Annotated in this window: 19 protein-coding genes, 1 tRNA gene and 1 pseudogene; 9 read left to right on the top strand and 12 right to left on the bottom strand. The window is 67.0% G+C overall.

Features of this window, described 5'->3' with window-relative positions; translation table 11 throughout:
- Nucleotides 1-164 precede the first annotated feature (164 nt).
- Complete coding sequence (locus HAV22_RS09060) at nt 165-1133, bottom strand: sensor domain-containing diguanylate cyclase (RefSeq protein ID WP_166858660.1); 969 nt, start codon at nt 1131-1133, stop codon at nt 165-167.
- Between the two features lie 182 nt (nt 1134-1315).
- Here HAV22_RS09060 and HAV22_RS09065 point away from each other — a divergent pair.
- Nucleotides 1316-1391, top strand: a tRNA-Lys gene (locus HAV22_RS09065).
- Nucleotides 1392-1444: 53 nt separating this feature from the next.
- Here HAV22_RS09065 and HAV22_RS09070 read toward each other — a convergent pair.
- Nucleotides 1445-2194, bottom strand: a pseudogene (locus HAV22_RS09070) (NmrA family NAD(P)-binding protein); the annotation flags it as partial.
- A gap of 178 nt (nt 2195-2372) precedes the next feature.
- Between HAV22_RS09070 and HAV22_RS09075 the strand changes: the two are divergent.
- Genes HAV22_RS09075 through HAV22_RS09085 form a run of 3 tightly spaced genes read left to right on the top strand, consistent with a single transcriptional unit; the run spans nt 2373 to nt 7034 of the window.
- A complete protein-coding gene (locus HAV22_RS09075; protein WP_166858662.1) occupies nt 2373-4406 on the top strand; it encodes a TonB-dependent receptor plug domain-containing protein in 2034 nt (677 codons plus the stop codon).
- 2 nt (nt 4407-4408) lie between these two features.
- Nucleotides 4409-4936 (top strand): YfiR family protein, encoded by a 528-nt coding sequence (locus HAV22_RS09080; protein WP_166858664.1) that lies wholly within the window; start codon nt 4409-4411, stop codon nt 4934-4936.
- Between the two features lie 25 nt (nt 4937-4961).
- Complete coding sequence (locus HAV22_RS09085; RefSeq protein WP_166858665.1) at nt 4962-7034, top strand: putative bifunctional diguanylate cyclase/phosphodiesterase; 2073 nt, start codon at nt 4962-4964, stop codon at nt 7032-7034.
- A gap of 18 nt (nt 7035-7052) precedes the next feature.
- Here the strand turns inward: HAV22_RS09085 and HAV22_RS09090 are convergent, their stop codons facing one another.
- Complete coding sequence (locus HAV22_RS09090) at nt 7053-8894, bottom strand: glycoside hydrolase family 13 protein (RefSeq protein ID WP_166858667.1); 1842 nt, start codon at nt 8892-8894, stop codon at nt 7053-7055.
- A gap of 126 nt (nt 8895-9020) precedes the next feature.
- Here HAV22_RS09090 and HAV22_RS09095 point away from each other — a divergent pair, with 126 nt between their 5' ends.
- Nucleotides 9021-9635 (top strand): IMPACT family protein, encoded by a 615-nt coding sequence (locus tag HAV22_RS09095; protein ID WP_166858669.1) that lies wholly within the window; start codon nt 9021-9023, stop codon nt 9633-9635.
- A 115-nt stretch (nt 9636-9750) separates the two neighbouring features.
- Entirely contained in the window at nt 9751-10920 is a 1170-nt protein-coding gene (locus HAV22_RS09100) for an MFS transporter (RefSeq protein ID WP_166858671.1), read from the top strand.
- On the opposite strand, the gene HAV22_RS09105 is transcribed toward HAV22_RS09100, so the two are convergent.
- Together HAV22_RS09105 and HAV22_RS09110 are read right to left on the bottom strand one after the other, a co-directional pair.
- A complete protein-coding gene (locus tag HAV22_RS09105) occupies nt 10917-11876 on the bottom strand; it encodes a choice-of-anchor A family protein (protein WP_166858673.1) in 960 nt (319 codons plus the stop codon). The two genes, HAV22_RS09100 and HAV22_RS09105, sit on opposite strands and share 4 nt — an antisense overlap.
- Before the next feature lie 71 nt (nt 11877-11947).
- On the bottom strand, nt 11948-12526 hold the full coding sequence (locus HAV22_RS09110) for a cysteine hydrolase family protein (protein ID WP_166858675.1): 579 nt from the start codon (nt 12524-12526) through the stop codon (nt 11948-11950).
- Nucleotides 12527-12636: 110 nt separating this feature from the next.
- On the opposite strand from HAV22_RS09110, the gene HAV22_RS09115 reads away from it, so the two are divergent.
- Nucleotides 12637-13545 (top strand): LysR family transcriptional regulator, encoded by a 909-nt coding sequence (locus HAV22_RS09115; protein ID WP_229421151.1) that lies wholly within the window; start codon nt 12637-12639, stop codon nt 13543-13545.
- 111 nt (nt 13546-13656) lie between these two features.
- Nucleotides 13657-13893 (top strand): hypothetical protein, encoded by a 237-nt coding sequence (locus tag HAV22_RS31655; protein ID WP_208296120.1) that lies wholly within the window; start codon nt 13657-13659, stop codon nt 13891-13893.
- A gap of 6 nt (nt 13894-13899) precedes the next feature.
- Here the strand turns inward: HAV22_RS31655 and HAV22_RS09125 are convergent, their stop codons facing one another.
- The 7 genes from HAV22_RS09125 to HAV22_RS09155 all read right to left on the bottom strand — a co-directional run bounded on the left by HAV22_RS09125 (nt 13900) and on the right by HAV22_RS09155 (nt 23359).
- On the bottom strand, nt 13900-14736 hold the full coding sequence (locus tag HAV22_RS09125) for an HDOD domain-containing protein (protein ID WP_166858677.1): 837 nt from the start codon (nt 14734-14736) through the stop codon (nt 13900-13902).
- Between the two features lie 338 nt (nt 14737-15074).
- Entirely contained in the window at nt 15075-16241 is a 1167-nt protein-coding gene (locus HAV22_RS31140) for a BON domain-containing protein (protein WP_229421152.1), read from the bottom strand.
- A 153-nt stretch (nt 16242-16394) separates the two neighbouring features.
- On the bottom strand, nt 16395-17087 hold the full coding sequence (locus HAV22_RS09135) for an NUDIX hydrolase (protein ID WP_166858679.1): 693 nt from the start codon (nt 17085-17087) through the stop codon (nt 16395-16397).
- 163 nt (nt 17088-17250) lie between these two features.
- On the bottom strand, nt 17251-18966 hold the full coding sequence (locus HAV22_RS09140) for a DUF8614 domain-containing protein (RefSeq protein ID WP_166858681.1): 1716 nt from the start codon (nt 18964-18966) through the stop codon (nt 17251-17253).
- 90 nt (nt 18967-19056) lie between these two features.
- Nucleotides 19057-20538 carry an efflux transporter outer membrane subunit gene (locus HAV22_RS09145; RefSeq protein WP_166858683.1) on the bottom strand — a complete coding sequence of 494 codons (1482 nt, stop codon included), beginning with the start codon at nt 20536-20538 and terminating at the stop codon, nt 19057-19059.
- A gap of 22 nt (nt 20539-20560) precedes the next feature.
- Nucleotides 20561-22174, bottom strand: a complete 1614-nt coding sequence (locus HAV22_RS09150; protein ID WP_166858685.1) for a DHA2 family efflux MFS transporter permease subunit — start codon at nt 22172-22174, stop codon at nt 20561-20563.
- Nucleotides 22175-22192: 18 nt separating this feature from the next.
- Nucleotides 22193-23359 carry an HlyD family secretion protein gene (locus tag HAV22_RS09155; RefSeq protein ID WP_166858687.1) on the bottom strand — a complete coding sequence of 389 codons (1167 nt, stop codon included), beginning with the start codon at nt 23357-23359 and terminating at the stop codon, nt 22193-22195.
- Nucleotides 23360-23470: 111 nt separating this feature from the next.
- Here HAV22_RS09155 and HAV22_RS09160 point away from each other — a divergent pair, with 111 nt between their 5' ends.
- Nucleotides 23471-24136: a TetR/AcrR family transcriptional regulator gene (locus HAV22_RS09160; RefSeq protein ID WP_229421153.1), complete on the top strand. Its 666-nt coding sequence runs from the start codon at nt 23471-23473 to the stop codon at nt 24134-24136.
- Nucleotides 24137-24229: the final 93 nt, after the last annotated feature.

Raw genomic sequence — 24229 nt, forward strand, 5'->3', positions numbered from 1 at the left:
CCCCCCGCAAGTCCTATGAAGGACGCATCACGAAAGAGTCTCGGTTCGACGAAAGTCAGATCGATGCGAAATGACACGCATGTGGCCGCTCCGGGCTGCTTCGCGTATCGGATGCACGGCGCGAACACGGCATATGCACGCCGGCGCGCGATGGCGCATGACGGTCACGCGGCGGGGGTGTCGCCGTCTACGACGACACGATTGCGGCCGCCACGCTTTGCCGCATACAAGGCCTTGTCCGCGGCCTCGATCAGTGCGGGAACTTCATGCAGGCGCGCGCGATCAAAGCTTGCGACACCGATGCTCAGCGTGACCATCGGCCAATGGGCCGCGGGTGCGTGCGGCAGCGCCAGTGCGGCCACGTGTTCGCGGATCGCGTTCGCGTGCAGTCGCGCCTGCTCGAGCGACGTGTCCGGCAAGACCGCCGCGAATTCCTCGCCACCATAGCGTGCCGCCACGTCGGCCGGGCGCTTCAGTTTGGCGGCGAGGGCCTGCGCGACGGTCGTCAGGCACGCGTCGCCCTGCTGGTGGCCGAAGTGGTCGTTGTAGGCCTTGAAGGAATCGATGTCGATCAACAGCAGAGACAGTTCGCCCTTCGCCCGTTGCGCGCGGCGCAGTTCGCGGTCCAGCGCGACGTCGAAATAGCGGCGGTTGGCGATGCCCGTGAGGCCATCGACGTACGACCGGGCACGCAGCGATTCCGCGTGGTCGAGCAGGCGCTTTTCACGTTCGACGGTGCCGCTGACGTCGCGGATCTCGATCAGGCAAAAGCGCTGCTCGCCGTCGCGGAACGGCGTCACCGTGATCGCCTGTTCGATGCGCGGTCCGTCGAAGCTGCCCGCTTCGCGCAGGGGAAATGGTGCCCGGCTTTCCGTTTGCGGGATGGCCGTGCTCGTGCCATCGGCCAGCGCCGCCAGGATGGCAGATTCGACGCGCGAACCACGCAGTTCGGGGAACACCTCGAACAGCGAGCGCTCGCGCACGCGGGCGGCGGCGCGGGCGGAACGCGGCACCATCCAGCCATTCCACAGCACGATGTTGTGACGGGCGTCGAGCACGATGATCCCGCTGTTGACGAGATTCAGTGCGCGCATGGACAGGTCGGTGGCGGTATCGGCGTCGATCGGGATCATGTTCTTTTTTAGTGTCCAAAAATCAATTGATGATACCGCAATTCAACCGCCGTGCGGCGCCGCAGGTGGGCTGGAACGCGCGCCGTGCGGCACCGGGCGGGCCCGCGTGAACCTGCAATTGTTGCCAATTTTCACGAAAACACTTGGCCATGCGCCGGCGAGCCGCTATAATGCTGGCCGTCGGGTCGTTAGCTCAGTTGGTAGAGCAGCGGACTTTTAATCCGTTGGTCGCTGGTTCGAGCCCAGCACGGCCTACCAGATACAGACAGGAAGCCCACGCATTTCGGTGCGTGGGCTTTTTGTTTTTCCGCTCAGCGCAGCCGCCGCGCGAGGTCGGCGACGACCCGTTCCAACGGCGTCGGCCCAAGCCGCGCGCCCGCGCCCGGGTCGCTCGCCATGTCGATGTGCGATCCGTTCAGGCCTCGGGTCATCTCGACGAAACCGGCCAGCGCGGCGTTCGAGAATCCGGCGTCCGCCAGCGCCTGGGGCCACTGCGCTTCCGGCAGCACGGCCACGTCGACGGGCGCGCCAAGCGTGGCCGAGACGATGGCCGCGACATCGTTCGGCGCGTAGTCCCGCGGTCCCGCCAAGGTGACGGCGCCCGTGCCCGTCCATTCTTCCCGTAACAGGGCCGCCGCGGTGGCACCGACGTCCGCCGTCGCCACCATCGGGGATGGCACGCTGCGGCGCGCGAGGAACGTCGGCAGCGTGCCGGTGCGCACGGCGTGTGCAATCAGCGGCGCCCAGTTCTCCATGAAGTAGGCCGCGCGCAGGAACAGGGCGGGAATGCCCGCTTCGCCCAGGCGCTGCTCGACCATGCGGTTCATGCCGATCCGGCCCGTGCCGCCGGCGCGGTCGCCCCCCACGGACGACAACGCCACAAGCCTGGGCACGCGGGCTTCGAGCGCGGCGTGCGCCGTTGTGAGCGCAATCCGGTCAGCCAGCTCGAACAAGTCGTCGCGCCCGTACTGCTGGGGATTGACGACGCAGGCGCCCCGGACGCCGCCGAGCGCCCTGGTCATCGCGCCCAGGTCCGTCAGGTCGGCGGGCGCGATCTCCGCGCCGCGTTCGGCAGCAACTGGTCGACGTCGTCACGTCGTTCGCGTAAAGGGTCGAGAACCTGACCAAATTCGTTTCCGCCGACAATTAATTGGCCCTAGTCAACAAAAGCGCTGTTGACGCCCCCTACACTAGGCGGCTCGTCCCTCAACCGCCGTGTGCTCGTCAAGGACCAGCTCTATGTCGTCGAACAAGGTTACGTCCCTGTCCCGTCGCATGTCGTGCGCGCTCGGCCTGCTGGCCGGCGGGCTCCACGGCGGCGCGCTGGCGCAGGCGGGTCCCGACCTGAACGCACTCCCCCTCGAGCAATTGCTCAACCTCGATGTCGTCACGGCATCGAAGATCCCCCAGAAGATCAGCGAAGCGCCGTCGTCGGTGACGGTGATCACGGCCGAGGACATCCGGCTGCGCGGCTACCGCACGCTCGCCGACGTGCTCCAAAGCGTACCGGGCATGACGGTGTCCTATGACCGCAACTACAACTACGGCAATGTGCGCGGCCTGGGCAATCCGGGCGACCTGAACACACGCCTCCTGATCCTGATCGACGGGCGGCGCCTGAACGACGTCGTCTACGACCAGGGCGCCATCGGCACGGAATTCCCCGTCGACCTGAACCTGATCGAGCGCGTCGAGTTCGTGCCCGGTCCCGGCTCCGCGATCTACGGCAGCAGCGCGTTCTTCGGCGTCGTCAACGTGATCACGAAAAGCGGCGTGGCGCCCGGCGGGGCCGCGCTGAGTGCCGGTGCGTTCACGGGCGGCGGCCGCGAGGCGCGGGTCGTGGTCGGCAACGGCGCGGCGGGCGGCACCGCACTGCTGCTGGGTGCCTCGTCGTTCCGCAGCGCGGGGCGCGACCTGTACTTTCCGGAGTACGACGACGCCGACGACGCGGCCAGCAACCACGGCATCGCCACGGGCCTCGACTACGATCGCTACCACCGGATGTTCGCCAAGCTGGACGTGGGCGGCCTCGTCGCCGAAGCGTATTTCGGCAGCCGCACGAAAGGCATCCCGACGGCGTCGTACGGCCAGCAGTTCGACGACCCGCGTCCCTGGACGCGCGACGAATACGCGGGCGCCGGCGTCACGTGGCGTCGCACCGTGTCCGACACGCTCGACGTGTTTGCCAGCGTGAACGTGGCACGCTACCGCTACACGAGCATCAACGTGACCGCGCCCGTCTCCACGGGCCCCACGCGCAACATCGACACGGCCGACAGCCGCAGCGGCGGCGCGGAACTGCGCGTCATCAGCAGCGCACTGTCCGGCCACAAGCTCATCGCGGGCGCGGAATACGTGCGCGACAACCGCCGGCAAATGGCCAACTACGACGTCGATCCGTACAAGCCCTACTTCGACCGGGATCACCCGAAGCACCAGGCCGCCCTGTACCTGCAGGACGAGATGCGGCTCGGCCCGCGCGTCATCCTGAACACGGGTGTGCGGCGCGACGCCGATTCCGAAGGCGGCGCCACGACGAACCCGCGCGTGGCCCTGCTGTACAAGACGGCGCGCCAGGTGACGCTGAAGGCCTTGTATGGCACGGCGTACCGCTCCGCCAACGCGTACGAGCGCTATTACACGTTCGACGCCCGGGCGAACCCGGCGCTGCGCTCGGAACGCATCCGGACGTATGAACTGGTGGCCGAATACTTCCCGACCGACCGCTTCCGCGCCACCGCGTCCGCGTTCCAGTACCGCCTGCGCGACATGCTGGCGCTGGCGAACGATCCAAATACCGGCAACCTGTACTTCTCGAACATCGACGCGGCCCGCGCCACCGGCATCGAACTGGAGGCGGAATGGCTGCGCGAGGACGGCAGCTCGCTCAAGGGCAGCGCGAACGTGCAGTCGGCACGCAACGACGTCACCGGGCAATGGCTCGCCAATTCGCCGCGCCGGCTGTTCAAGTTGACCTACACGTCGGCGCCGCTCGGCGAGCACCTGCGCGCGAGCGCAGAGTACCGCTTCACGGGCCGGCGCCGCACGGTGCAGGCGAGCGAGGTCGGGGCGTTCGGCGTCGTCAACCTGAACGTCGTCGGGACCGTCGGCACACACGTGGAACTGTCGGCCGGCGTGTTCAACCTCCTCGCCAAGCGCTACGCCGATTCCGCGAGCGAGGAGCACTACGACAACAGCACGCCGCCGCGCCACCTGAATGCGATCGGCCAGGACGGACGCACCTGGCGCGTCGTGGCAACGCTCCGGTTCTGACGATGACGTCCACCTGCCTCGCCCGCCTCTCCCGTACCCTGCTGCTGTGCTGCGCGCTGCTGCCGGCGGCCGCCTGGGCGCAGGAAGCCGGCGAATACGCGGCCAAGGCGGCGTTCATCTACAACGTCGCGCAGTTCAGCAGCCTGCCGAACATGAACGGCGTCGTGCGCCTGTGCGTGCTGGGCCGCGACCCGTTCGGCAGTGCGCTCGGCACGCTGGAGGGCAGGATGCTCGGCAACGCCCGCCTGACGATCCTCTATCCCCACACGGGCCCGGAAGCGCTGATGCAATGCCACATCCTGTACATCAGCGCGTCCGAGGCCGACGACATGGCGGCGCTCGCCGAGGGCGCACGCGCGGCCGGCGTGCTGACGATCGCGGATACGCCCGGTGCGGCGCGCCGCGGCGTGATGCTCGAACTGGTGCTGGACGACAGGCGCATCGCCTTCGAATTCAACGGCACCGCGGCGCGCGGCGCGGGTGTCGTGGTCAGCTCGAAGGTGTTGCGGCTGGCGCGTGCGATCTATTGACGAACGGCCGTGGCGGACGACAAGCATGGAACATTTCATCGAATGGATCAACCGGCAAGCGCTGAGCACCAAGCTCAAATGGACCTACCTCGCGACCTGCGGCGGCGTGATGTTCCTGTCGACGCTGTTCCTCATCGGAATCCAGCTGTATTTCTTCACGGCGGCGCTGATCCGGCAGACGCAATCGCAGGCGACCATGGTCGGGGAGACCCTGACGGCCGCGATGGCCTTCGCCGATACGGACGCCGCCCGCGACATCCTCTCCGCCCTGCGCGTCGCGCCGGACGTGCAGTCGGCCGTCGCGTATGACGCGCACGACCGCGCCTTCGTCAGGTTCACGCGCGACCCCGACACGCCGCCCGCCGCGCGCGACACGCGCGCGCACGAGACGGTGCTGGACGTCCGCGGCGTCAGCGTGACACGCCAGATCCGCGTCGGCAACCGCCTGCTCGGTACCCTCGTCGTGCACAGCAGCGTGACGAGCGTGTACCGCCAGCTCGCGCTGTACCTCGCATTGGCGCTGCCGATGATGCTGGCCCTGCTCAGTCTTTCGTATTTCGCGCTGTCGCGGCTGCAGCGCTTCTTCACGGCGCCGATCCTCGCGCTGTCCGCGGTAAGCGAGCAGATCTCGCGCCAGGGCGATTACTCGCTGCGCGCCGACGTGCCGCCGGCCGCCGACATCGGCCTCCTGGCGCGCACGTTCAACGGCATGCTCGACCGCATCCAGAAGCGCGAACGGGAACTGGAAGCGGAGATCAACGAACGCAAGCGCATCGAAGTGAAGCTCGACCGGCTCGCCCACTACGATCCCGTCACGCAGCTCAACAACCGCCACTTCTTCAACGAGCGCCTGGAAGCCGTCATCGCGCGCGCGCGCAAGTTTGACGAGCGCACGATCCTGATGTTCATCGACCTGGACAACTTCAAGACCGTCAACGATACGCTCGGCCACGACATCGGCGACGAGCTGCTGCGCCTCGTGTCCCGCCGGCTGTCGGAAACGCTGCGCTTCGGCGACGTCCTGTCGCGCATCGGCGGCGACGAATTCGGCATCATCCTCGAGAACGTGAACCAGGTGCGCATCGCGTCGATGATCGCGGAAAAATGCCTGACCAAGCTGGCTGACCCCATCCACATCCACGGCCACGACATCCACATCGGCGCCTCGATCGGCATCAGCGTCTACCCGGACGACGCGACCGACATGCACGCGCTGCTGAAATACGCAGACACCGCGATGTACTATGCGAAGAACGGCGGCAAGAACGCATGGCGCACGTTCACGCCCAGCATGCGCGACGACGCGCACAAGCGCTTCAAGCTCGACAACAACCTGCGGCGCGCGCTGGAACGCGACGAGTTCGTGCTGCACTACCAGCCGCAGGTCGATCTCAAGAGCGGCGACATCGTCGGTGTCGAGGCGCTGATCCGCTGGGTCCATCCGCAGCTCGGCATGGTCAGCCCCAGCGACTTCATCCCCGTCGCCGAGGACTCGGGCGTGATCGTGCCGATCGGCGAATGGGTGCTGCGCGAAGCGTGCCGCGACGTCAAGCGCTGGCACGAGCAGGGGTATCCGCTGCGCGTCGCGGTCAACCTGTCCGGGCGCCAGCTCAAGGAGAGCGCCCTCGTCGCCAACGTGCTGGCCACGTTGCGCGAAGTGGACGTCGATCCGTGCTGGCTCGAGCTGGAACTGACGGAGAGCATGCTGATGGATGCGTCGACCGACATCCTCGACCGCCTGCACGCGCTGACGGACGCCGGCATCCAGCTCGCGATCGACGACTTCGGCACGGGCTATTCGTCGATGAGCTACCTGAAGACCTTCCCCGTGCGCGCCTTGAAAGTGGACCGGAGTTTCGTGCGCGGCCTGCCGCAGAATCCGGAGGATGCCGCAATCACGCGCGCCATCATCGCGATGGCGCGCAGCCTCAAGATGGAGGTCGTGGCCGAGGGTATCGAGACGCAGGAACAGAACGACTTCCTGCGCGCGAACGGCTGCGACAAGTCGCAGGGCTATCTGTACGGCCGTCCATGCCCCGCCGCGCAGATCGGGCAGATGCTCGCGCGCACGCGGGTGGGCGCCTGCGCCGTCGACTGACCTGTCGGCGGGCGCCCGTCACCACTCCACGACGACGGACGTCATCGGCGGCAGCGCCAGCGGCACGCGCAGGTCGACGGCCGCTCCCGTCAGCACGTTCCTGCCCTGGTGCGCGTCCTTCACCATGCCGGCGAAGCGGGACATGTCCAGCTGCGTGGCCCTGGGATTCTTGTTCAGCACGACCATCACCGTCTGCTTGCCGTCGTGGCGGAAGTAGACGTATTGCCCGTCGCGCGGCAGGTAGTGGGTCAGCTTGCCGTGCTTGACGGCGGAACTGGTCTTGCGCCAGTTGAACAGTGTACGCACGAAGCGCTGCATGTCGCGCTGGCCGTCCGCGAGGCCGGCGCCGGTGAACGCATTCACGGTGTCGCCCGCCCAGCCGCCGGGCATGTCGGCACGCAGCACGCCGTCGTTGCGCTCCTTCGGGCCCTGGATCAGCATCTCCGTCCCGTAGAACACCTGCGGGATGCCGCGCGTGGTCGCCATCAGGATCACGTCCGTCTTCAGCAAGTCGACGTTGCCGTCCACCTGCGCCAGCGCGCGCGGGCGGTCGTGGTTGTCGGGGAAGACGAGCAGCTTCAATGGGTCCGCGTACAGCCAGTCCGCGGCGATGGTCTCGTAGATGCGGATCAGGCCCTGGCCGCCCTCCTCCGGCGCCGTCAGCGCCTGCGGGGCCGTGTCCACGAGGGGGAAATCCATCACGGTGGGCAGGCCGGAACGGTAGCCGTCGCGGTTGACGACGCCCTTCTGCCAGTACGCGACCATGTAGGGGCGGTCGTCCATCTCTTCGCCGACGATGTTCAGGTGCGGGTATTCCGTGGCGACGGCGCGGTTCCAGTCGACGAGGAACGCCGGGTCGGCATACGAGTACGTGTCCTCGCGGATGCCGGACAGGTTCGCGTACTCGATCCACCACAACGTATTCTGGATCAGGTAGCGCGCCGCCAGCTTGTTCTTCTGGTTCACGTCCGGCATCGACGCGTCGAACCAGCCGTCGAAGAAGCGCGCCTTCTCTTCCGGGGCCGCGTGGATGTCCTGCGCCACCGTGTGCTGGTTGTTCGTCTGCACGTACGTCTTGCCGTGGTTGATCCAGTCCGACGCGGGCATGTCCCGCATCCACCAGTGGCCCGTGCCGATGTGGTTGACGACGACGTCGTGGATCACCCCGATGCCGCGCGCGTTCGCGGCCGCCACGTAGTTCCGGTAATCCTCGTTGGTGCCGAAGCGCGGGTCGACCTTGTAGTAATCCGTGAGCGCATAGCCGTGGTAGGAGTAGGCCGGCTGGTTGTTTTCCAGCAGGGGCGTGGGCCAGACCATCGTGAACCCGAGGTCGTGGATGTAATCGAGGTGCGCCTGCATGCCGGCCAGGTCGCCGCCATGGCGTTTCGTCGGCTCGCCGCGGTCGCTTTTTTCGCGCATGCCGGCGTCGTCGTTGGCCGGGTTGCCGTTCGCGAACCGGTCCGGCACGAGCAGGTAGATCGCATCGCTCGAATCGAAGCCGCGCCGCGCCGCCGACCCTTGCCGGCGCGCTTCCAGCCGGTACGGATACGTCGTCACGACCTCGTTGCCCCGCTTGAACTGCAGCTTGATTTCACCCGGCCGCGCGGTGGCGCCGATCTTCAGGTTCACGAACAGGAAGTTCGGATTGTCCGTGCGCTCCACGCTGGCGATGCGCACGCCGGGGTAGGACAGCGCGGGCTGCAGCTCGGCGATCTTCTCGCCGTGCACCATCACCTGCAGGTCGGACCACTTCATGCCGACCCACCAGTTCAGCGGTTCCACGTGCTCGATGGCATACGGCGCGGCGCCCGCCCACATCGCGGGCACGAATGCCGAGATGGCCAGAATCAGTTTCTTCATGATGTCTCCACATTAATTTGTAGTAAAGTAACATCATAAACGCGCGTTTTCAAGGCATTATCAGCCGCAAATGTAGTTTTACTTCTACATGCAGTAAGACAGGAAATACAGTAAGCTGTACGCCCCATGCCGCAGACCATCCTCACCCCCGTCCACCACGAACTCATCATCAAGAAGAGCCGCTTCATCGCCTGCGTCCAGCCGATGCCCGACCGGGCCGGCGCGCAAAAGATCGTCGCGGGGCTGCGGGCCGCGCATCCGGGTGCGGCGCACGTATGCTGGGCACTGCTGGCGGGCGGGCAATCGGCGGCCGTCGACGACGGCGAGCCCAGCGGCACGGCCGGCCGGCCGATGCTCGACGTGTTGCGCCACCAGGATCTCGACGGCGTACTGGCGACCGTCGTGCGCTATTTCGGCGGCATCAAGCTTGGGGCCGGCGGCCTCGTGCGTGCGTACACGGACAGCGTCGCGCAGGCGCTGCTCGGCGCCGAGAAAATGCCCATCATCCGCCAGCGGCACCTGCGCTGCAACGCGCCCTACCCGCTCGAAGGCCTGATCCGGCGCGAGCTGGACGCGGCGGGCGCCACCCTCGACGACGTCGCGCACGCGGACGTGGTCTCGTTCGCTTTCCACCTGCCTGACGACAAGGCCGCGCCACTGGTCGTCCGCCTGAACGAAGCGGGCAATGGCCGTATTGACTGGATCAGGGAAACCGACGCGTCGCAAGCAGACTCGGCTTGATACCGCTATCATCGAGGGCTATACCGGACATCACGACTCGAAAGCGGACTCCTCCACCTTGAGTCGCCATAATGTCCGGCTTCCTCATCTCCACACGTCTTTTGGCGAAAACACAATGATCAAGAAAAGCCTGGCCCCGCTGGCCCTGGGCGGTTTCGGTATCGGCATGACGGAATTCGTCATGATGGGCATCCTGCCCGACATCGCGACCGGCCTCGACATCTCCATCCCGCAGGCGGGCTATCTGATTTCGGCGTATGCCGTCGGCGTCGTCGTGGGCGCGCCCACGCTCGTCAGCATGCTGTCGCACCGGCCGCCGCGCAGCGTGCTGATCTGGTTCATGCTGATGTTCACGGCATTCAACGCGCTGTCCGCGTTCGCGCCGAATTTCCACACGATGCTGCTGTTCCGCTTCCTGGCCGGCCTGCCGCACGGCGCGTTCTTCGGCGTCGGTGCCGTCGTCGCCACGCGCCTCGCCGACAAGGGCAAGGAAGCGGCCGCGCTCGCCAGCATGTTTTCCGGGCTGACGCTCGCCAACGTGCTAGGGGTGCCGGCCGGTACCTGGCTCGGCCACAATATGAGCTGGCGCTTCGTGTTCCTCATCGTGGCCGCCATCGGCCTCGCCACGATGGTCATGCTGCACAAGCTCGTGCCATATTTCGAGGCGACGCCGGGCGCCGGGCTGCGCCAGGACTTGAAAATCTTCCGCAAGCCGAACCTGTGGCTCGCGCTGGGCATCACGTCGATCGGCACGGGCGGCTTCTTCGCCTGGCTCAGCTACATCGCCCCGCTGCTGACGGATGTCACGCACTTCCACGCCAACACGATCCCCCTGATCATGACGGCGGTCGGCGTCGGCATGACGGTAGGCGTGAACGCGGGCGGCAAGCTGGCGGACCGCATGGCGCCGCTGCCGGCCATCGTCCTGCTGCTGATGTCGATGGTCGCGCTGCTGTGCATGAACGCCCTGCTGGCGTCGTCGCAGCCCGCGATGATGGTGCTGGCGTTCGCCGTCGGCGCGAATGCGCTGGCGCTGGGGCCGCCGATCCAGATGCTGCTGATCGAGCACTCGCGCGAGGCCGAGATGCTGGGCTCGTCGCTGGGCCAGTCCGGCTTCAACATCGGCAACGCGCTGGGCGCCTTCCTCGGCGGGATTCCGCTGACCCTGGGCTATTCGTACGCGTCGCCGCAATGGGTCGCGGCGGGCCTGGCGCTGTCCGGCGTGTGCCTCGCGCTCGCGATGCGGGCGCATGGCCGGCGGACCGCGGTGGCGGTGCCGGCTTAAGCGCGGCGGCGCTTCCTTCCGACGACGCCCACCGCGCCCAGCCCGGCCAGCACCAGCGCGATGCTGCCCGGCTCCGGCACCTGCGCGGCGGCCGGCCTGGCGCCGCCGCCGTCGAGCTTCAGCCCGGCGATGTCGACCGGGTTGAAGTAGTGATTCGAATTGACCTGCACCGTGGACGACCAGGTATCGACGATCACGTTGCCGTTGACGACACCCCAGTTCGCCGTCTGCGTCGCGTACGGCGCCAGCACGCTGCCGATCACGCCGCGCACGTCGATGCTCTTCGCTTCGTAGAAGTTGAACAGCACGTTGTAGCCGGCGAGCGGCTGGAAGCTGATGCCGTTGTTGTTGAAGGTGCCCGCGCTGCCGCTCACGTTGAAGACGAGCGTCTCGCCCGGCACAAGTTTGTCCAGCGTCCAGCTGCTGGAATTGGCGAACAGGTCCGACGACAGGTTGAAGATGTCGACGCCGCCGTTGCCGCTGCCCGTCACCTGCACGCCGCTCCACAGGGGCGCGACAGTCCCCGTGGCGTCGAGGCCGGACAATGCGCCGGCCACGCTCTTGTAATAACCGGCCGCCGCCGCGAAGTCGACCGGGTTGCTGGCAGCCATCTGCGGCGTCGCGGCCCACATCAGCGTGCTCGTGCCGCCGACATAGGCCTTGCCGTTCTCGATCGAGCCCCCCTGCAGCGACAGGTTGCCGCCGGCGACGAGCGCATAGCCGTCCTTGCCGAACGCATCCTTGTCGTTATGGTTGATCGAATAACTGGAAATCGTGACGTTGCCGCCGGCGACGACCGCACCCTCGACGTCGCTCGACGTCGACGTGAAATCGTGGATCGCATACAGGTTGGCACCGCCGACCGGCGCCGTCAGGTTCAATACGGTGGCTTGGGCGGAACCGCCGAGCGCGGCCGCTGCCAGAACAAGAAATCGCAAGTGCATGATGTTGATCATTTAATGTACTGACGCGACATTACATTGTTCGCGCTAACAATTCAATTAGTTTTCTCTTTTGGTAACAAATATTACAAATCTATCATTCGTCCTGCATAATCGGCCAGCACGTCTGCCGTCGTCAGCACACCGGCGAACTCCCCGTTCAGGCTCGCGACGGCCGTCGCATGCATTTGCTCCGCGCTGAAATACGTCCCGTCCGGCCCCGTGCGCTCGTGCGTGGCGCAGGCATCCTCGACGAGGAAAGTGCGAAAGCCGAGGTTGCCCGCCATGCGCGTCGTCGTCGACACGCAGTGGTCCGTCGTCAGGCCGCACAGCACGACCGTCGTGATGTCCGCGGCGCGCAACCGCGCTTCCAGGTCCGTGCCGATGAACGCGCTGTTCACGTCCTTGCGCACGATCGTCTCTCCCGCGCGCGGCATGGCTTCCCGCTTGAACGCGTGGCCGGGCGTGCCCGGATAGAACGCGCCCTCCTCGCTGCGCGAGCCGTGCTGGACATGGAACAGCGGCCGTCCCGTCGACCGCCACGCGGCAAGCAGCGCCGCGACGTGGCGCTCCGCATCCGGATTGTTGCGCCGGCCCCAGCGCGGGTCGAGGAAGCCCTGCTGGACGTCGATGACGACGAGGGCGGCATTGGCGTAGGTATGCATGCGAGTCCTTTGTGCGATGGCGATAAAACCCCATGGTCGCCGCCCCGTCGTGCCCGCGCTACCGAAATGGCCGATAATTGGTCCTTCAACCATGAAGGATTTCGATGGCCATGAAGCTCAGCCAACTTCACATGCTGGTGGCGGTGGCGGACCACGGCAGCTTCAGCGCCGCCGCCGCGCAACTCGATTGCACCCAGTCGCGCATCAGCCATGCGATCGCGGAGCTGGAGCGCGAACTGGGCACGCGCCTGCTCGCACGCAAGCACGACGGCTCGCTGCCGACCGAGGCCGGACTGCGCGTGCTGGACAAGGCGCGCCGGATGCTGCGCCTGGAAGACGACCTGCGCGCCAGCGCGCGCGCCGACGACGCCATCGCGGGCCGCGTGCGCATCGCGTGCTTCCGCAGCATCGGCACCCACCTGCTGCCGTATGCGGCCGAGGCGCTGGCGGTGCGCCATCCCGACCTCGTGCTCGACATCGACGACGGATGCAACGACCGCCTCGAGGTCGTCGCCGCGCTGCGTGCCGGCCGGGCCGACGTCGGCATCGCCCAGCTGCCCGTCGAGGATGGCTTCGATGTGCGGCCCTACGTGGCCGACGACTACATGCTCGTCGTGCCGGCGGGGCGCGACTTCGCCTCGCCCGTGACGTGGAACCAGCTGGACGGCCTGCCGTTCATCCGCCTCGGCTGCACGGGCGCGGATGCGATCCTCGCGCGCTGCCGCGCGGCAGGCCTGGAGGCGCCCGCCGCGCGCACCTTGGGCAACGACACGAGCATCGCGGCGATGGTCGCGCGCGGCATGGGCTGGTCGATCCTGCCGCGCCTCGCCACGTTCCCGGAAGCGGACGACGTGCGCGTGCTGCCGTTGCCCATCCCTGCGCGGCGCCAGTTCGCACTGGCAGGGCCGCGTGACGCGATGGCCAGCCCGCGCGTAAAGGCCGTGCTGGACGTATTGCGCGACCGACGGCTGCTGGCCGCGACGCGCGCAGGCCAGGCGGGCATCCTGCACTGGCCGTGACGAGGGCTTCACCAACACGGGAGTCCACCATGTCCGACCAGATCCGCAAGGCCCACGCCTTCCGCGCGCTCCATGCGCCGGGCGCGCCGCTCGTACTCTTCAACTGCTGGGATGCCGGCAGCGCGCGCGCCGTCGCGCTGGCGCCCGCGCGACCTGGACAGCCCGCCCGCGCCGCTGCCGACGACGGAGTTCAGCCACCGCGGGGTGGCGCTGAGTTTCTTTTCGACGATCACGACGTTCGGCACGCCGCGCGACATCACGATCGACGAGCTGCACATCGAGTCGTGTTTTCCGATGGACGAGGCGCCGGCGCAGTTTTGCCGCGGGGCCGCCCGCGTCAACGCGTGACGCCCGTCAGACGAGCAGCGCGCCGCCCATCGAGGCGCTGATCTCGGCCGCTTCGTCGATCATGCGGTGCAGGCTGTCCTCGTCGAGCAGGTAGTCGAGCGCGCTCTCGCTGTGTTCGGGCAGCGGCGGGCGCATCGTGCCGAGCGGCGACGGGACGCTGGCGTACAGGTTGGCCAGCAACAGGGTATCCAACAGCGTGGCGGGCGGCATGTGCAGCCAGGCACCGCGCAGTTCGAAGATGGCGTCGGCGACGGGTTCGGGCAGCGCCAGCTTGCGCGCCACTTCGCGTGTCACCACGTCTTCGCACAACTCCGCCCATTTTTCCGGGTCTTCGTCCAGCAGGCCGGGAAAACCGTCTGCGCGCGACAGCAGGTAGAAGCCGCCGACCTCGTGCACGATGCCGGCGAACATCGCCGTGTCCGGGTTGACGAACGTGACGCGGCGGGCGAACACATGGGCCAGCGCGGCGACCTGCACCGTGTGTTCCCACAACTGCTCGGCCTTGGCGCGCAGGTCCGGGTCCTCGATGCGGGCGCCGAACTGGCGCACGACAAGGCTCGCGACGAGCATCTGCAGATTGCGGTAGCCGATGCGCGTGACGGCCGAGCGCACGTTGGTGATCGGCTTGCCGCTCGAGTTGAACGTCGAGGAATTGGCGAGCGCTACCGTGCGCGCGGCCAGCTGCGGCTCGCCCAGCACGAGACGGATCGCGTCCTCGAGGTGGCAATCGGGATCGTTCAACGCTTCCTGCAGGCGCAGGACGGCGTTCACGCTGGTCGGGAAGGAAATCTCACCGCGCGCGGCCTGGGCGGCGATGGTTCCGAAAGCTTCGATTCTGTTCACGGCGGCGATTATACCGTGCCCCATCTGCTGTAAAAACAAATCGCGACGGGTATTCGAAAACTTGTGGTAGATCGGCCAAAACAACCGCTGTGTTCGCGCTAATGATGTGAACCGAAGCTGGTGCGGTTTCGCGGCGTCGCGAGCCGCTACCTGATCAATTACTCGGGCTGGCAGCGAGTGCTCGATGCGCGACGGCTGATGACGCCTGTACATTTGCTGTGCGCAGCCGTTCAGCTCGGCTAAGCGGCGGCGTCACCGAATTATCGCGAACACAGCCAAAAAAGCGGCCGGCCAACAATGGCCGGCCGCAATGGGCAGATCAGTATGGCAGAGGCCGCTTATTTGACCTTGATGGCACTCTTGACGCTCGTGACGCCGTCGACGCCCTTCGCGACCTTCACGGCCTTGTCGGCCTCGTCCTTCGAATTCACGAAACCGCTGAGCATCACGACGCCCTTTTCCGTCTCGACGTGGATGCCGAGCGAATCCAGGTTCGGCTCCTTCACGAGGCCGGCCTTCACCTTCGTCGTGATCGCGGTATCGGATGCGGCGACGCGCGTCTTCGCGGCGGCGTCGTGCGTCTTGTCGGCCGTCGTGGCCGCGGCCTGGCGGGTGTCGTCGCCGGCCCGGTCCATCGCATGGTCCGTCTTGCGGGCGGCCGTGGCCGTCGCGTCGCGCGTGTGGTCGCCCGCGCGGTCCATGGCGTTTTCGGTCTTCTGGGCGACAGTCGACGCGGCGTCCTTCGTCTTCTCGGCGGCCGCGTGTGCCACCTCTTTCGTCTTTTCAACAACTGTCGCGGCTGCGGCTTTCGTTTTGTCGGCTGCGGTCACGGCAGTGTCGTGCGTCTTTGATGCGGCGTGCTCGGTCGCATCGGCGGCGTTCGCGCGCACGGCCGACGGCTTCGTCTCGACGAGGCAGCTGGTCTTGGCGTCGCCGCTCATCTGCGCGCATTTGTCGACGGCCGCGGCCTTGGCCGGGTCGCGCGTGTCGGTACCCGTCACGAGGCCGCCGGAGCCCGTGCTGCCGCCGCCGCTGGCGCCCGTCGCGCCGCCGCCGCCGCTCGAGCCGACGGCCGTCGGGCGCTCGGTGCGCTCGGTGCGCTCGGCCTTGACGTCGGCCAGTGCCGCCGTGTGCACGGACTTCGCATTGTCCATGCAGCTGTCCTTCTCGGCACCGCTCCTGGCGTCGCACTTGGCCTTGGCGAGGTCGTATTCGGCATCGGCCACGCTGGCGCGGGCCTTGGCGTGGCTGGCGGCCGTGCGGTTGTACTTCGACAGCGCGTCGGCCTCGGTGCGGGTGCGCGTCAGCCGGGCTTCGGCCATGCACACGTCCTTGTCGTTGCCGCTCTTGGCATCGCATTTCGCTGTCGCAGCCCGGTATGCCGACTCCGCTCTCTGGGTGAGATTACGGTAGGTGGCCGGGTCGTGGTTCAGTGCCGCAGTGGGTGCGGCGGCAAAGCTCGCGCCTGCAGCCGTCGCGAGCAAGGTCGCAATCAGCGTTTTCATGGTCTTGTCCCTTGTGTTGTTTGTTGTGACAGCCAGATTTAACGCTCGGACGATACATACCTCTGTGCGGGAACGTACACTTGTCGAAAAAACCATAATTGAGCCGGCCGGCGTCCCGGCAACCCGCATGCCGATGGCACGGCCCGGGGAGGCTCAGTCGTCGCCCACCAAGCCTTCGCGCCACAGCGGTGCGACGTCCTCGAACGGCTTGCCGGCGGTGCCGAAGCGTGCACCGTCGCGCGCGAGGCGTACCCACGCGCGGGTGTCGTGGCCGTTGTGCGCGACCGGCTGGTCGTGCCTCAGCTTTTCCAGCCAGGCGTAGATGCGGCCATAGTCGCCGGGATGGCGGTCGTGGGTCCAGGCCAGCGCGACAAGGTCGGCATAGCCTTCCTCGCGGCGCGTCTCGCGCATCGCCTTCGAGGCGGCCAGCAAAGACGGATCGTCGGCCGTCTCCTCGCCCACTTCGACGAAACCGGCCGGCAGCGCATGCCACGCACCCTGCGCATAGCGCCAGCAATGGCCGATCTCGTGCGCGGCCATCGCCTCGATCAGTTCTCCCTGCTCGGCGGCCGGCACGCCCTCGAGCTGGCGCTCCGCGTCGGGATTGCCGCGCAGCGACAGCACGAGCTTGCAGCGGCCGCCCGCGAAACCCATCGCCATCGGCACGTCGTTGGGGCCGGCCTGCGGCTGCACGACGATGTCGATGGGCAAGTTCAGGCCGCGCGCGTACTCGAGAACGGGCAAGGCGGCGCCCAGCCAGCGTTGCTCCAGCGGCGTGAGGTCGGCGGCGGCGGCCGGGAGGGACACTGCGCAGAGCAGCGCGGCGGCGAGGACGGCTTTGGACATGATGGGCTTCCCGTTGGATATACAAAATTCCTAACGGCAATTTTATATCCGGGTAAACCCTGGTTTTCAGCAATATTTTTGCGCGTGTCCAAAAGCGTAATGTTGTCGGGAAAGCCCGCCGTTCCAGGCGGAACGGCGAGTTCAACCAATGACGCGTGGACGATCAGCGCACCAGCTTGGCAGCCGTCGTGAACGAAGGCCGGATGTCGTTCGGCACCGACTTCATGTGGTCCAGCGCCTTCTGCACGTCCGGGCGGATGACGACGTAGCGCTTCATGAGGTCCTGCGCGCGGGCATAGTCGCCCGTGGCTTCGATCGTCAGGAATTCGCGGTCGAGGTCGGCCACGGCGCCCTTGATCTTCGCGAAATCGACGGAGAACGTGCCATCGCCGTGCGACACGAAGCCGCCCTTGTCGAGCAGGTAGTTCATCTGGATCGCCATGCCGCGCGCGTGCGAATCGGTCAGGCCGAAGTGCAACGTGCGGAAGCCCGACGCGAGGTAGGTGTTGTACAGCTTGCGCTCGGCGGCAGCACCCTGCCCCAGCGACTCCTTCAACTGCCCCTTGTCCATCATGTAGGCGAGCGCCCACAGGCCCGTGACGTCGGCCTTCGCTTCCTCGATGGTCGAATAGGTGTCCTTCAAGTCCTGGCGCGGCGTGGACGGCTGGCCGTTCTGCGTCGTCGCGTGCGGGCCCAGGCCGTGCATGATCTCGTGCGCGAGGATGTGCGTGAAGAACGAGTCGAAATCGAGATCCTTCTGGTCGGCCGGGCGCAGCACGAGCTTCGAGATCGGAGTGAGCGTCGCCTCGAACTTCGCTTCCTGGACGTTCTTCAGCATCACGCGCTTGGAGCCGCGCTGGCGGATGATGCGCTCGTCGTTCGGCAGGTTGTAGGCGGCCGTCTGCACGCCCATGTTGCCGTCGCCGGCGCCGTAGACCTGGTTCACGACGACCATCGGCGCGATCGCCCCGACCTTCGGATTGCGGTACCTGGCATCGAGCGGCAGGTTGTCTTCCAGTTCCTGCATGTGCGTGCCGAAGAAGTTCAGCTTGTCCGTCTCCTTCTGGTCGCGCACGTTCACGTACGCCTCGAACGCGGCCTTGTAGCCGAACAGTTCGTCGTTATACGTCTCGTACGGGCCGATCGTGACGTCGACCGGCGAATCCAGGTCCATCCACGCGAAATCGGACGCGAGGTAGTCGTTCGACAGGAACGCGTCGGCGCGCAGGTTCAGGAATTTTTTCAGCGACGCGTTGTCGGTGGCGTTCGCCGCATCCTTCAGCAGCTTCGCCAGTTTCTGCAGCTCGGTGCGGTATTCGTCCGAGTACTTCACGATCGCGAATTTGCCGGCCTTGTCCTTGCGGATGACGGTGAAGAACCACTGCGCCTGCTCCTTGTCGGCCGCCGGCAGGCCGTTCATCCACGCCTCGAGTTCCTCCTTGCTCGCCCCTTCCGGATAAAAATTCGCGCCCGCCGGCTTCTCGGCCGGGATGGCGATGCCGGCGTACGTCGCGGGCATGAACGAGTGGTTGCCGTCGATGATCGACCACGGCCCCTTGTTCAGCCAGAAGTAGTCGCGGCGCGCATGGCCCAGCGCCGTCTTGTCCTTCTGCAGCGCGGTCCACAAGGCTTCGTTGCCGGACCAGCGCTGGCGCAGCTGCAGCATGTCGACGATCTTGGCCGCTTCGATCAACTTGGCGATGGCGACGCGGTCGCCGGCCGACAGCTTCGACGTATCGGCCGTCAGGTCGACCGGCGCGAAGCGCTTGGCCATGGCCTGCAATTGCGTGACGGTGGCGGGTGCCGCGGCATCGGCGGCGTGGACGATGGCGCACAGGGTCGCTGCGGCCAGGGCCAGTGGGGCGAGGAGTTGCTTCATTGAGGTCCCTTGTGAGGTTGCAATCCTGCGATTGTAATCCTGTTCAGGGACCGGGAGGCCGGTGCCGCGGCGGGCGGCACCGGGACCGGATCAGCGCGACGCCTGCGCCACCGTCGCCTCCGGCGCACCCTGCTGCCAGCCGCCGCCCAGCGCGCGCGCGACGGCGACGGTGGCCAGCAGCCGCTGCGTGCGGATCTGCGCGGCGGCGCGGTCGGCCGCGAGGGCGGAACGCTGGGCGTCGGTGACGTCCAGGTACGTCGACACGCCGCGGTCGTACCTGGCCTGCGCCACCTGCACGGCGCGCGCGGCGGCCTGCTGCGCCTGCGCCTGCACGTCGCCCTGCTGCTTGCGCTGCTGGACGTCCGACAGCGCATCCTCCACTTCGCGCAGCGCCGTCAGCAGGCGTCCCTCGTGGTTCGCGACGGCTTCGTCGTAGCGCGCCTTGGCCAGCGTCGCGTTGGCGCGCAGGCGGCCGCCTTCGAACACGGGCAGCGACAGCGCCAGCGGTCCGACCGAGAACTGGCGCGCATTGCCCTGCGCCAGATTGCTCAGCGTTTCCGACGCAAAGCCGAAGTTACCCGTCAGCGACACGCTCGGGTAGAACGCGCCCTCGGCCACGCCCACCTGCGCATTGAAGGCCTTCAAGGTCGCGACGCTCGCCGCGAGGTCGGGACGCTGGCCCAGCAGGCTCGCCGGCAGGCCGACGGGGATCGCGGGCGGCTGCGGCAACGTGGCCGCCACGCCGGCGGCGGCCGGCGGCAGGATCGCTTGGCTCGGCGACGCGCCCACCAGCACCGCGAGCGCGTGTTCCAGGGTGTTGCGCTGGCGCTGGGCTTCCTGGATGTCGGCCTCCGCGTTCGCACGCTCGATGCGCGTGCGCGACACGTCCAGCTCGTTCGACAGGCCCGCGTTGAAGCGCGCCTCGATCAGTTGCTGCGATTCGCGCCGCGTGGCCAGCGCATCGTTCAGGATGGCGATGTCGGCGTCGAGGCCGCGCAGCTGCCAGTACGTCGTCGCGACCTGGCTTGAGAGCATCAGCATGACGCCATCGCGGTCGTCCTGCGCGGCGAGTGCCTGCGCGTCGGCCGCTTCGACGGCGCGGCGCACGCGGCCCCACAGGTCGAGCTCATACGAGAAATTCGCGCCGACCGAGTACTCGGTGCCCTTGATCGACTTGTGGCCGAACGTGACGCCCATCGGCGTCTCCGCCGACGTGCGCGAGTTCGAGACGCCGGCGGACACGCCCACGGTCGGCAGCTCGCCGGTACGCGTGATGCCCAGCTGCGCCTGCGCCTGCACGAGGCGCTGCGCGGCCGCGCGCACGGTCGGGCTGTCGTGCAGCGCGCGCTGTTCCAGCTGGCTCAAGGTGGCGTCGCCGAACACGGTCCACCAGTCGGCGGGCAGGCGCACGGCCTGCTCCTGGGGTTCGGCGGCGCCGTGGCGGTATGCGGGCGTATCGGCACCCTGCGGCGCGACGAAATCCTTGCCGACGGTGCCGCAGGCGGACAGCAGCGCGGCCACGGCCAGCGCGACGGCGGTGTGAACGACAGGTTTGATATAAATAGTTTTCATCTTTTATCCATGAATGCTTGGTTCAGTGGCCACCGCCACCGCCGCCGCTGGGCGACTTGACCTTGTCCGAGAACCACAGCGGGATGATCGCCACCAGCAGGATCACGCCGACGAGGAAGAAGCCATCGTTGTAGGCCATCACGAAGGATTCTCTCCGCACGATGCGGTCGATGGCGCCGATCGCCTGCTGCGCCGCCGTCGCCGGGTCGATGCCCTTGGCGATGAAGGCTTGCGTCAGCGTGTCCAGCCGGCTCTGCGTGGCGGCGGATGCCAGCGATACGGCTTCGCCGAGACGCTCCGAGTGGAAGTGTTCGCGGTTCGTCAGCGCCGTCGCGAGCAGCGCGATGCCGACGGAGCCGCCCAGGTTGCGGGTCATGTTGAACAGGCTCGACGCCGACGGCATGTCTTTCGGCTGGATCCCGGACATCGCGAAGTTCGACAACGTCAGCATCACGAACGGCTGGCCCAGTGCGCGAATGATCTGCGACAGCATCAGCTGGTCGTAGCCCGTGTTGGCGTCCATGTGCGCATTCATCAAACACGACACGCCGAACAGCGCGAGGCCGAAGGAGCACAGGAGGCGGTTGTCGATCTTTTGCGACATGCGCGCGACGAACGGCATCACGAACAGCTGCGGCAGGCCCACCCACGCGATCACTTCACCGATCTGCATCGGCGAGTAGCCGGCGATCTGGCCCAGGAACAGCGGCAGCAGGAACGACGAACCGTACAAGCCCATGCCGATCACGGCGGACAATCCGGTCGCGACGAGGAAGTTGCGCTGGCCGTACAGCCCGAGGTTGACGAACGGGTCGGCGCGCCAGAAGTTCGTCACGACCCAGCCCAGGATGCCGACGATCGCCAGCGCCGCGAACGTGATGATGAAGCTCGACTGGAACCAGTCCTTCGAATTGCCCTCTTCCAGGAAGATCGTCAGGCTCGCGAGGCCCAGCGCCATGAAGGCGATGCCGAGCCAGTCGGCCTTGTACAGCGCCTGCAGGTTCATGGGCTCGCGGTCGATGCCCCAGTACATGCCGGCGATCAAGAGCACGCCCGGCACCCAGTTGATGTAGAAGATCGACGGCCAGCCGTACAACTCCGTCAGGTAGCCGCCCAGCGTGGGGCCCATCGCGGGCGCCAAGGTGGCCGTGAGGCCGAACATGGCCATGCCGACGGCGCGCTTGGCCGGGGGCAGGCGCGTCATCACGAGGGTCATCGCCATCGGGATCAGGGCGCCGCCCGTAAAACCCTGCAGCATGCGGAACACGATCATGCTGGAAAGGTTCCACGCGGTGCCGCACAGCGTCGAGAACGCGAGGAACAGTCCCGTCGTCAGCATCAGGTAGCGGCGCTGGCCGAGGGCGCGCACGAACAGCGCCGTCATCGGGATCACGACGATCTCGGCGCACAGGTACGCGGTCGAGATCCACGAGCCCTCTTCCTGCGTGGCCGACAGGGTGCCCAGGATGTCGCGCAGCGACGAGTTGGTGATCTGGATGTCGAGCACCGCCATGAAGGCGCCCAGCATGCCGGCCAGCACCGCGATCCAGGTGCGCGCGTCGATGCGGGCACCGTTGGCCGGGGCCCCCGGCGGCGCGTGCGGCGGCGCCATCGGTTTGGTGATCGTGGTGGACATGGTGCTTCCCTGGTTTATTTAGTGAGCGGCGGCTTGCTGTTGCGGTGCTTTCTGACGGAGGTCGATCTCGACGACGGTCGACATGCCCGGCACGAGGCGGCCCGCGTACTTCTTGAGGTCTTCCGGTGCGAACGTGATCTTCACGGGCACGCGCTGGACGATCTTCGTGAAGTTGCCCGTCGCGTTATCGGCCGGCAGCAGCGCGAACTGGTTGCCCGACGCGGGCGAGAAGCTGTCCACGCGGCCCACGAGTTCGTGCTTCGGCAGCGCGTCGACGTCGATCTTGACTTCCTGGCCCGGCACGATGCCCGGCAGCTGCGTTTCCTTGAAGTTCGCGACGACCCACACGTCGTCCTGCACGATGGCGGCCAGTTGCTGGCCCGGCTGCACGCGCGCGCCCACTTCCACGCTGCGCTTGCCGACGCGGCCGGACACCGGCGCGACGATGCGGTTGTAGCCGAGCTGCTGGCGGGCGTCCTTCAACTGCGCCTGCAGCACTTTCACTTGCGCCTTCAGCACGTCGCGCGCCGACATCGCGGCGGCGATCTGCGCCTTCGCGGCGCTGGCGTTGTCGCGGCGCGCCGTCACGTCGGCCGTGGCGCCTGCGCGCGCGGCCGTGGCGGCGTCCACTTCGGCCTTCGACACGGCCTTCATCTGGCTGTTGTACAGTTGGCCGTAACGGTCGGCGTCCTGCTTGGCGCGCACGAGGTTCGCTTGCGCCTGCACGACCTGCGCCGCGGCGGCCGAGGCCTGCGCCCTGGCCTGCTCGACGGCGGCGTCGGCCTGCACGATCTGCTGCTGCACGCTCATGATCTGCGCCTGGATCTGCTCGACCTTCACGCCCTGGTCGGCCGGGTCCAGCTCGGCCAGCACGTCGCCGGCCTTGACGACCTGGTTATCGTCGAACATCACCTTCGTCACGACGCCGGGGATGCGCGACGACACCGGATGCACGTGGCCCGTGACGTAGGCGTTTTCCGTCTCGACGAAATAATGGCTGCGGTACCACATGCGGCCGCCCGCGGCCAGCGCGGCGGCGGCGATCAGCCCCACCACGATCAGCACGCGCTTCGGAGGCCCTTTCCTGGCATTCGCGGGGGTGGCGGGCGCGCCCATGGCTGCCGGGGCACCTGGCGGGACGGCGGCGGCCGGCTTGTGGTCCACCGTGGTTTGGGTATCTGGCATGTGAGCTCCGAATGAAAATGAAATTGGTCAATCGCATTATTGGACAACTTTTTGGCAAAGTCAAGAAATGAAACGGTTGCATTTCATTTGAGATTCCACTAGCATGGAGGCATGGACAAACATATGCATGACGCGGCCGAGTGTGCCGGCAAAGCCGCCGGCAGGCCGAAAGCCGCCGACGTCGAGGCGCGTACGCAGGAGCTGCTGCAGGTCGCCGGAACGCTGTTTCTCGCCAACGGTTACACGAAGACGAGCCTGGAAGCGATCGCCCGCGCGGCCCACGTCGCGGTACGCACAATCTACGTGAAATTCGGCGGCAAGGCCGGCCTGCTGGCCGCCGTGCTCGCTGCCAAGCGCCACCGCTTCTTCCGCAGCCAGCCGATGGAGACGGATACCCGGCCGTTGCGCGAAATCATCGACGACTTTGCGCACCAGATGTACGCGCTGATCTCGTCGCAGGAAGCCATCGCCCTGCAACGGATCGTTCTGGCCGAGGCGCCGACGAATCCCGAGCTGGCCGAGGCGTTCTGGAACGGCGGCCCGCGCAAGACGCGCGAATTGCTGATGCGCTTCTTCTCGCGTCCGGACATCCGCGCCCAGATGCGGCCGGACGTCCCGGTCGACCTGCTGCCCTGCCACCTGATGGCCACCATCACGGGCGAGCTGTTCATGAACCTCATGCGCCCGCCGCACGTCGTCGACATGGAGAAGGCGAAGCGCGACCTGGAAGGCCGGATGGACCTGTTCTATCACAGCATCCTGCCGCCCCGGCAGTAATTCCATTTTGATAATGTGCGTCATCGCACCGACCTGATCGGTGGGAAACGGCATCCTGTGTTCTTTGAAGGAGGATGTCATGAATAACAAAAG

Source organism: Telluria antibiotica, assembly GCF_011682055.1.
Classification (GTDB): domain Bacteria; phylum Pseudomonadota; class Gammaproteobacteria; order Burkholderiales; family Burkholderiaceae_D; genus Telluria; species Telluria antibiotica.

Bases quoted from the DNA above. Each gene is read 5' to 3' on its own strand.
- HAV22_RS09060 (WP_166858660.1), bottom strand. From the start codon at position 1,133: ATGATCCCGATCGACGCCGATACCGCCACCGACCTGTCCATGCGCGCA.
- HAV22_RS09075 (WP_166858662.1), top strand. From the start codon at position 2,373: ATGTCGTCGAACAAGGTTACGTCCCTGTCCCGTCGCATGTCGTGCGCG.
- HAV22_RS09080 (WP_166858664.1), top strand. From the start codon at position 4,409: ATGACGTCCACCTGCCTCGCCCGCCTCTCCCGTACCCTGCTGCTGTGC.
- HAV22_RS09085 (WP_166858665.1), top strand. From the start codon at position 4,962: ATGGAACATTTCATCGAATGGATCAACCGGCAAGCGCTGAGCACCAAG.
- HAV22_RS09090 (WP_166858667.1), bottom strand. From the start codon at position 8,894: ATGAAGAAACTGATTCTGGCCATCTCGGCATTCGTGCCCGCGATGTGG.
- HAV22_RS09095 (WP_166858669.1), top strand. From the start codon at position 9,021: ATGCCGCAGACCATCCTCACCCCCGTCCACCACGAACTCATCATCAAG.
- HAV22_RS09100 (WP_166858671.1), top strand. From the start codon at position 9,751: ATGATCAAGAAAAGCCTGGCCCCGCTGGCCCTGGGCGGTTTCGGTATC.
- HAV22_RS09105 (WP_166858673.1), bottom strand. From the start codon at position 11,876: ATGATCAACATCATGCACTTGCGATTTCTTGTTCTGGCAGCGGCCGCG.
- HAV22_RS09110 (WP_166858675.1), bottom strand. From the start codon at position 12,526: ATGCATACCTACGCCAATGCCGCCCTCGTCGTCATCGACGTCCAGCAG.
- HAV22_RS09115 (WP_229421151.1), top strand. From the start codon at position 12,637: ATGAAGCTCAGCCAACTTCACATGCTGGTGGCGGTGGCGGACCACGGC.
- HAV22_RS31655 (WP_208296120.1), top strand. From the start codon at position 13,657: ATGCCGGCAGCGCGCGCGCCGTCGCGCTGGCGCCCGCGCGACCTGGAC.
- HAV22_RS31140 (WP_229421152.1), bottom strand. From the start codon at position 16,241: ATGAAAACGCTGATTGCGACCTTGCTCGCGACGGCTGCAGGCGCGAGC.
- HAV22_RS09135 (WP_166858679.1), bottom strand. From the start codon at position 17,087: ATGTCCAAAGCCGTCCTCGCCGCCGCGCTGCTCTGCGCAGTGTCCCTC.
- HAV22_RS09140 (WP_166858681.1), bottom strand. From the start codon at position 18,966: ATGAAGCAACTCCTCGCCCCACTGGCCCTGGCCGCAGCGACCCTGTGC.
- HAV22_RS09145 (WP_166858683.1), bottom strand. From the start codon at position 20,538: ATGAAAACTATTTATATCAAACCTGTCGTTCACACCGCCGTCGCGCTG.
- HAV22_RS09150 (WP_166858685.1), bottom strand. From the start codon at position 22,174: ATGTCCACCACGATCACCAAACCGATGGCGCCGCCGCACGCGCCGCCG.
- HAV22_RS09155 (WP_166858687.1), bottom strand. From the start codon at position 23,359: ATGCCAGATACCCAAACCACGGTGGACCACAAGCCGGCCGCCGCCGTC.
- HAV22_RS09160 (WP_229421153.1), top strand. From the start codon at position 23,471: ATGGACAAACATATGCATGACGCGGCCGAGTGTGCCGGCAAAGCCGCC.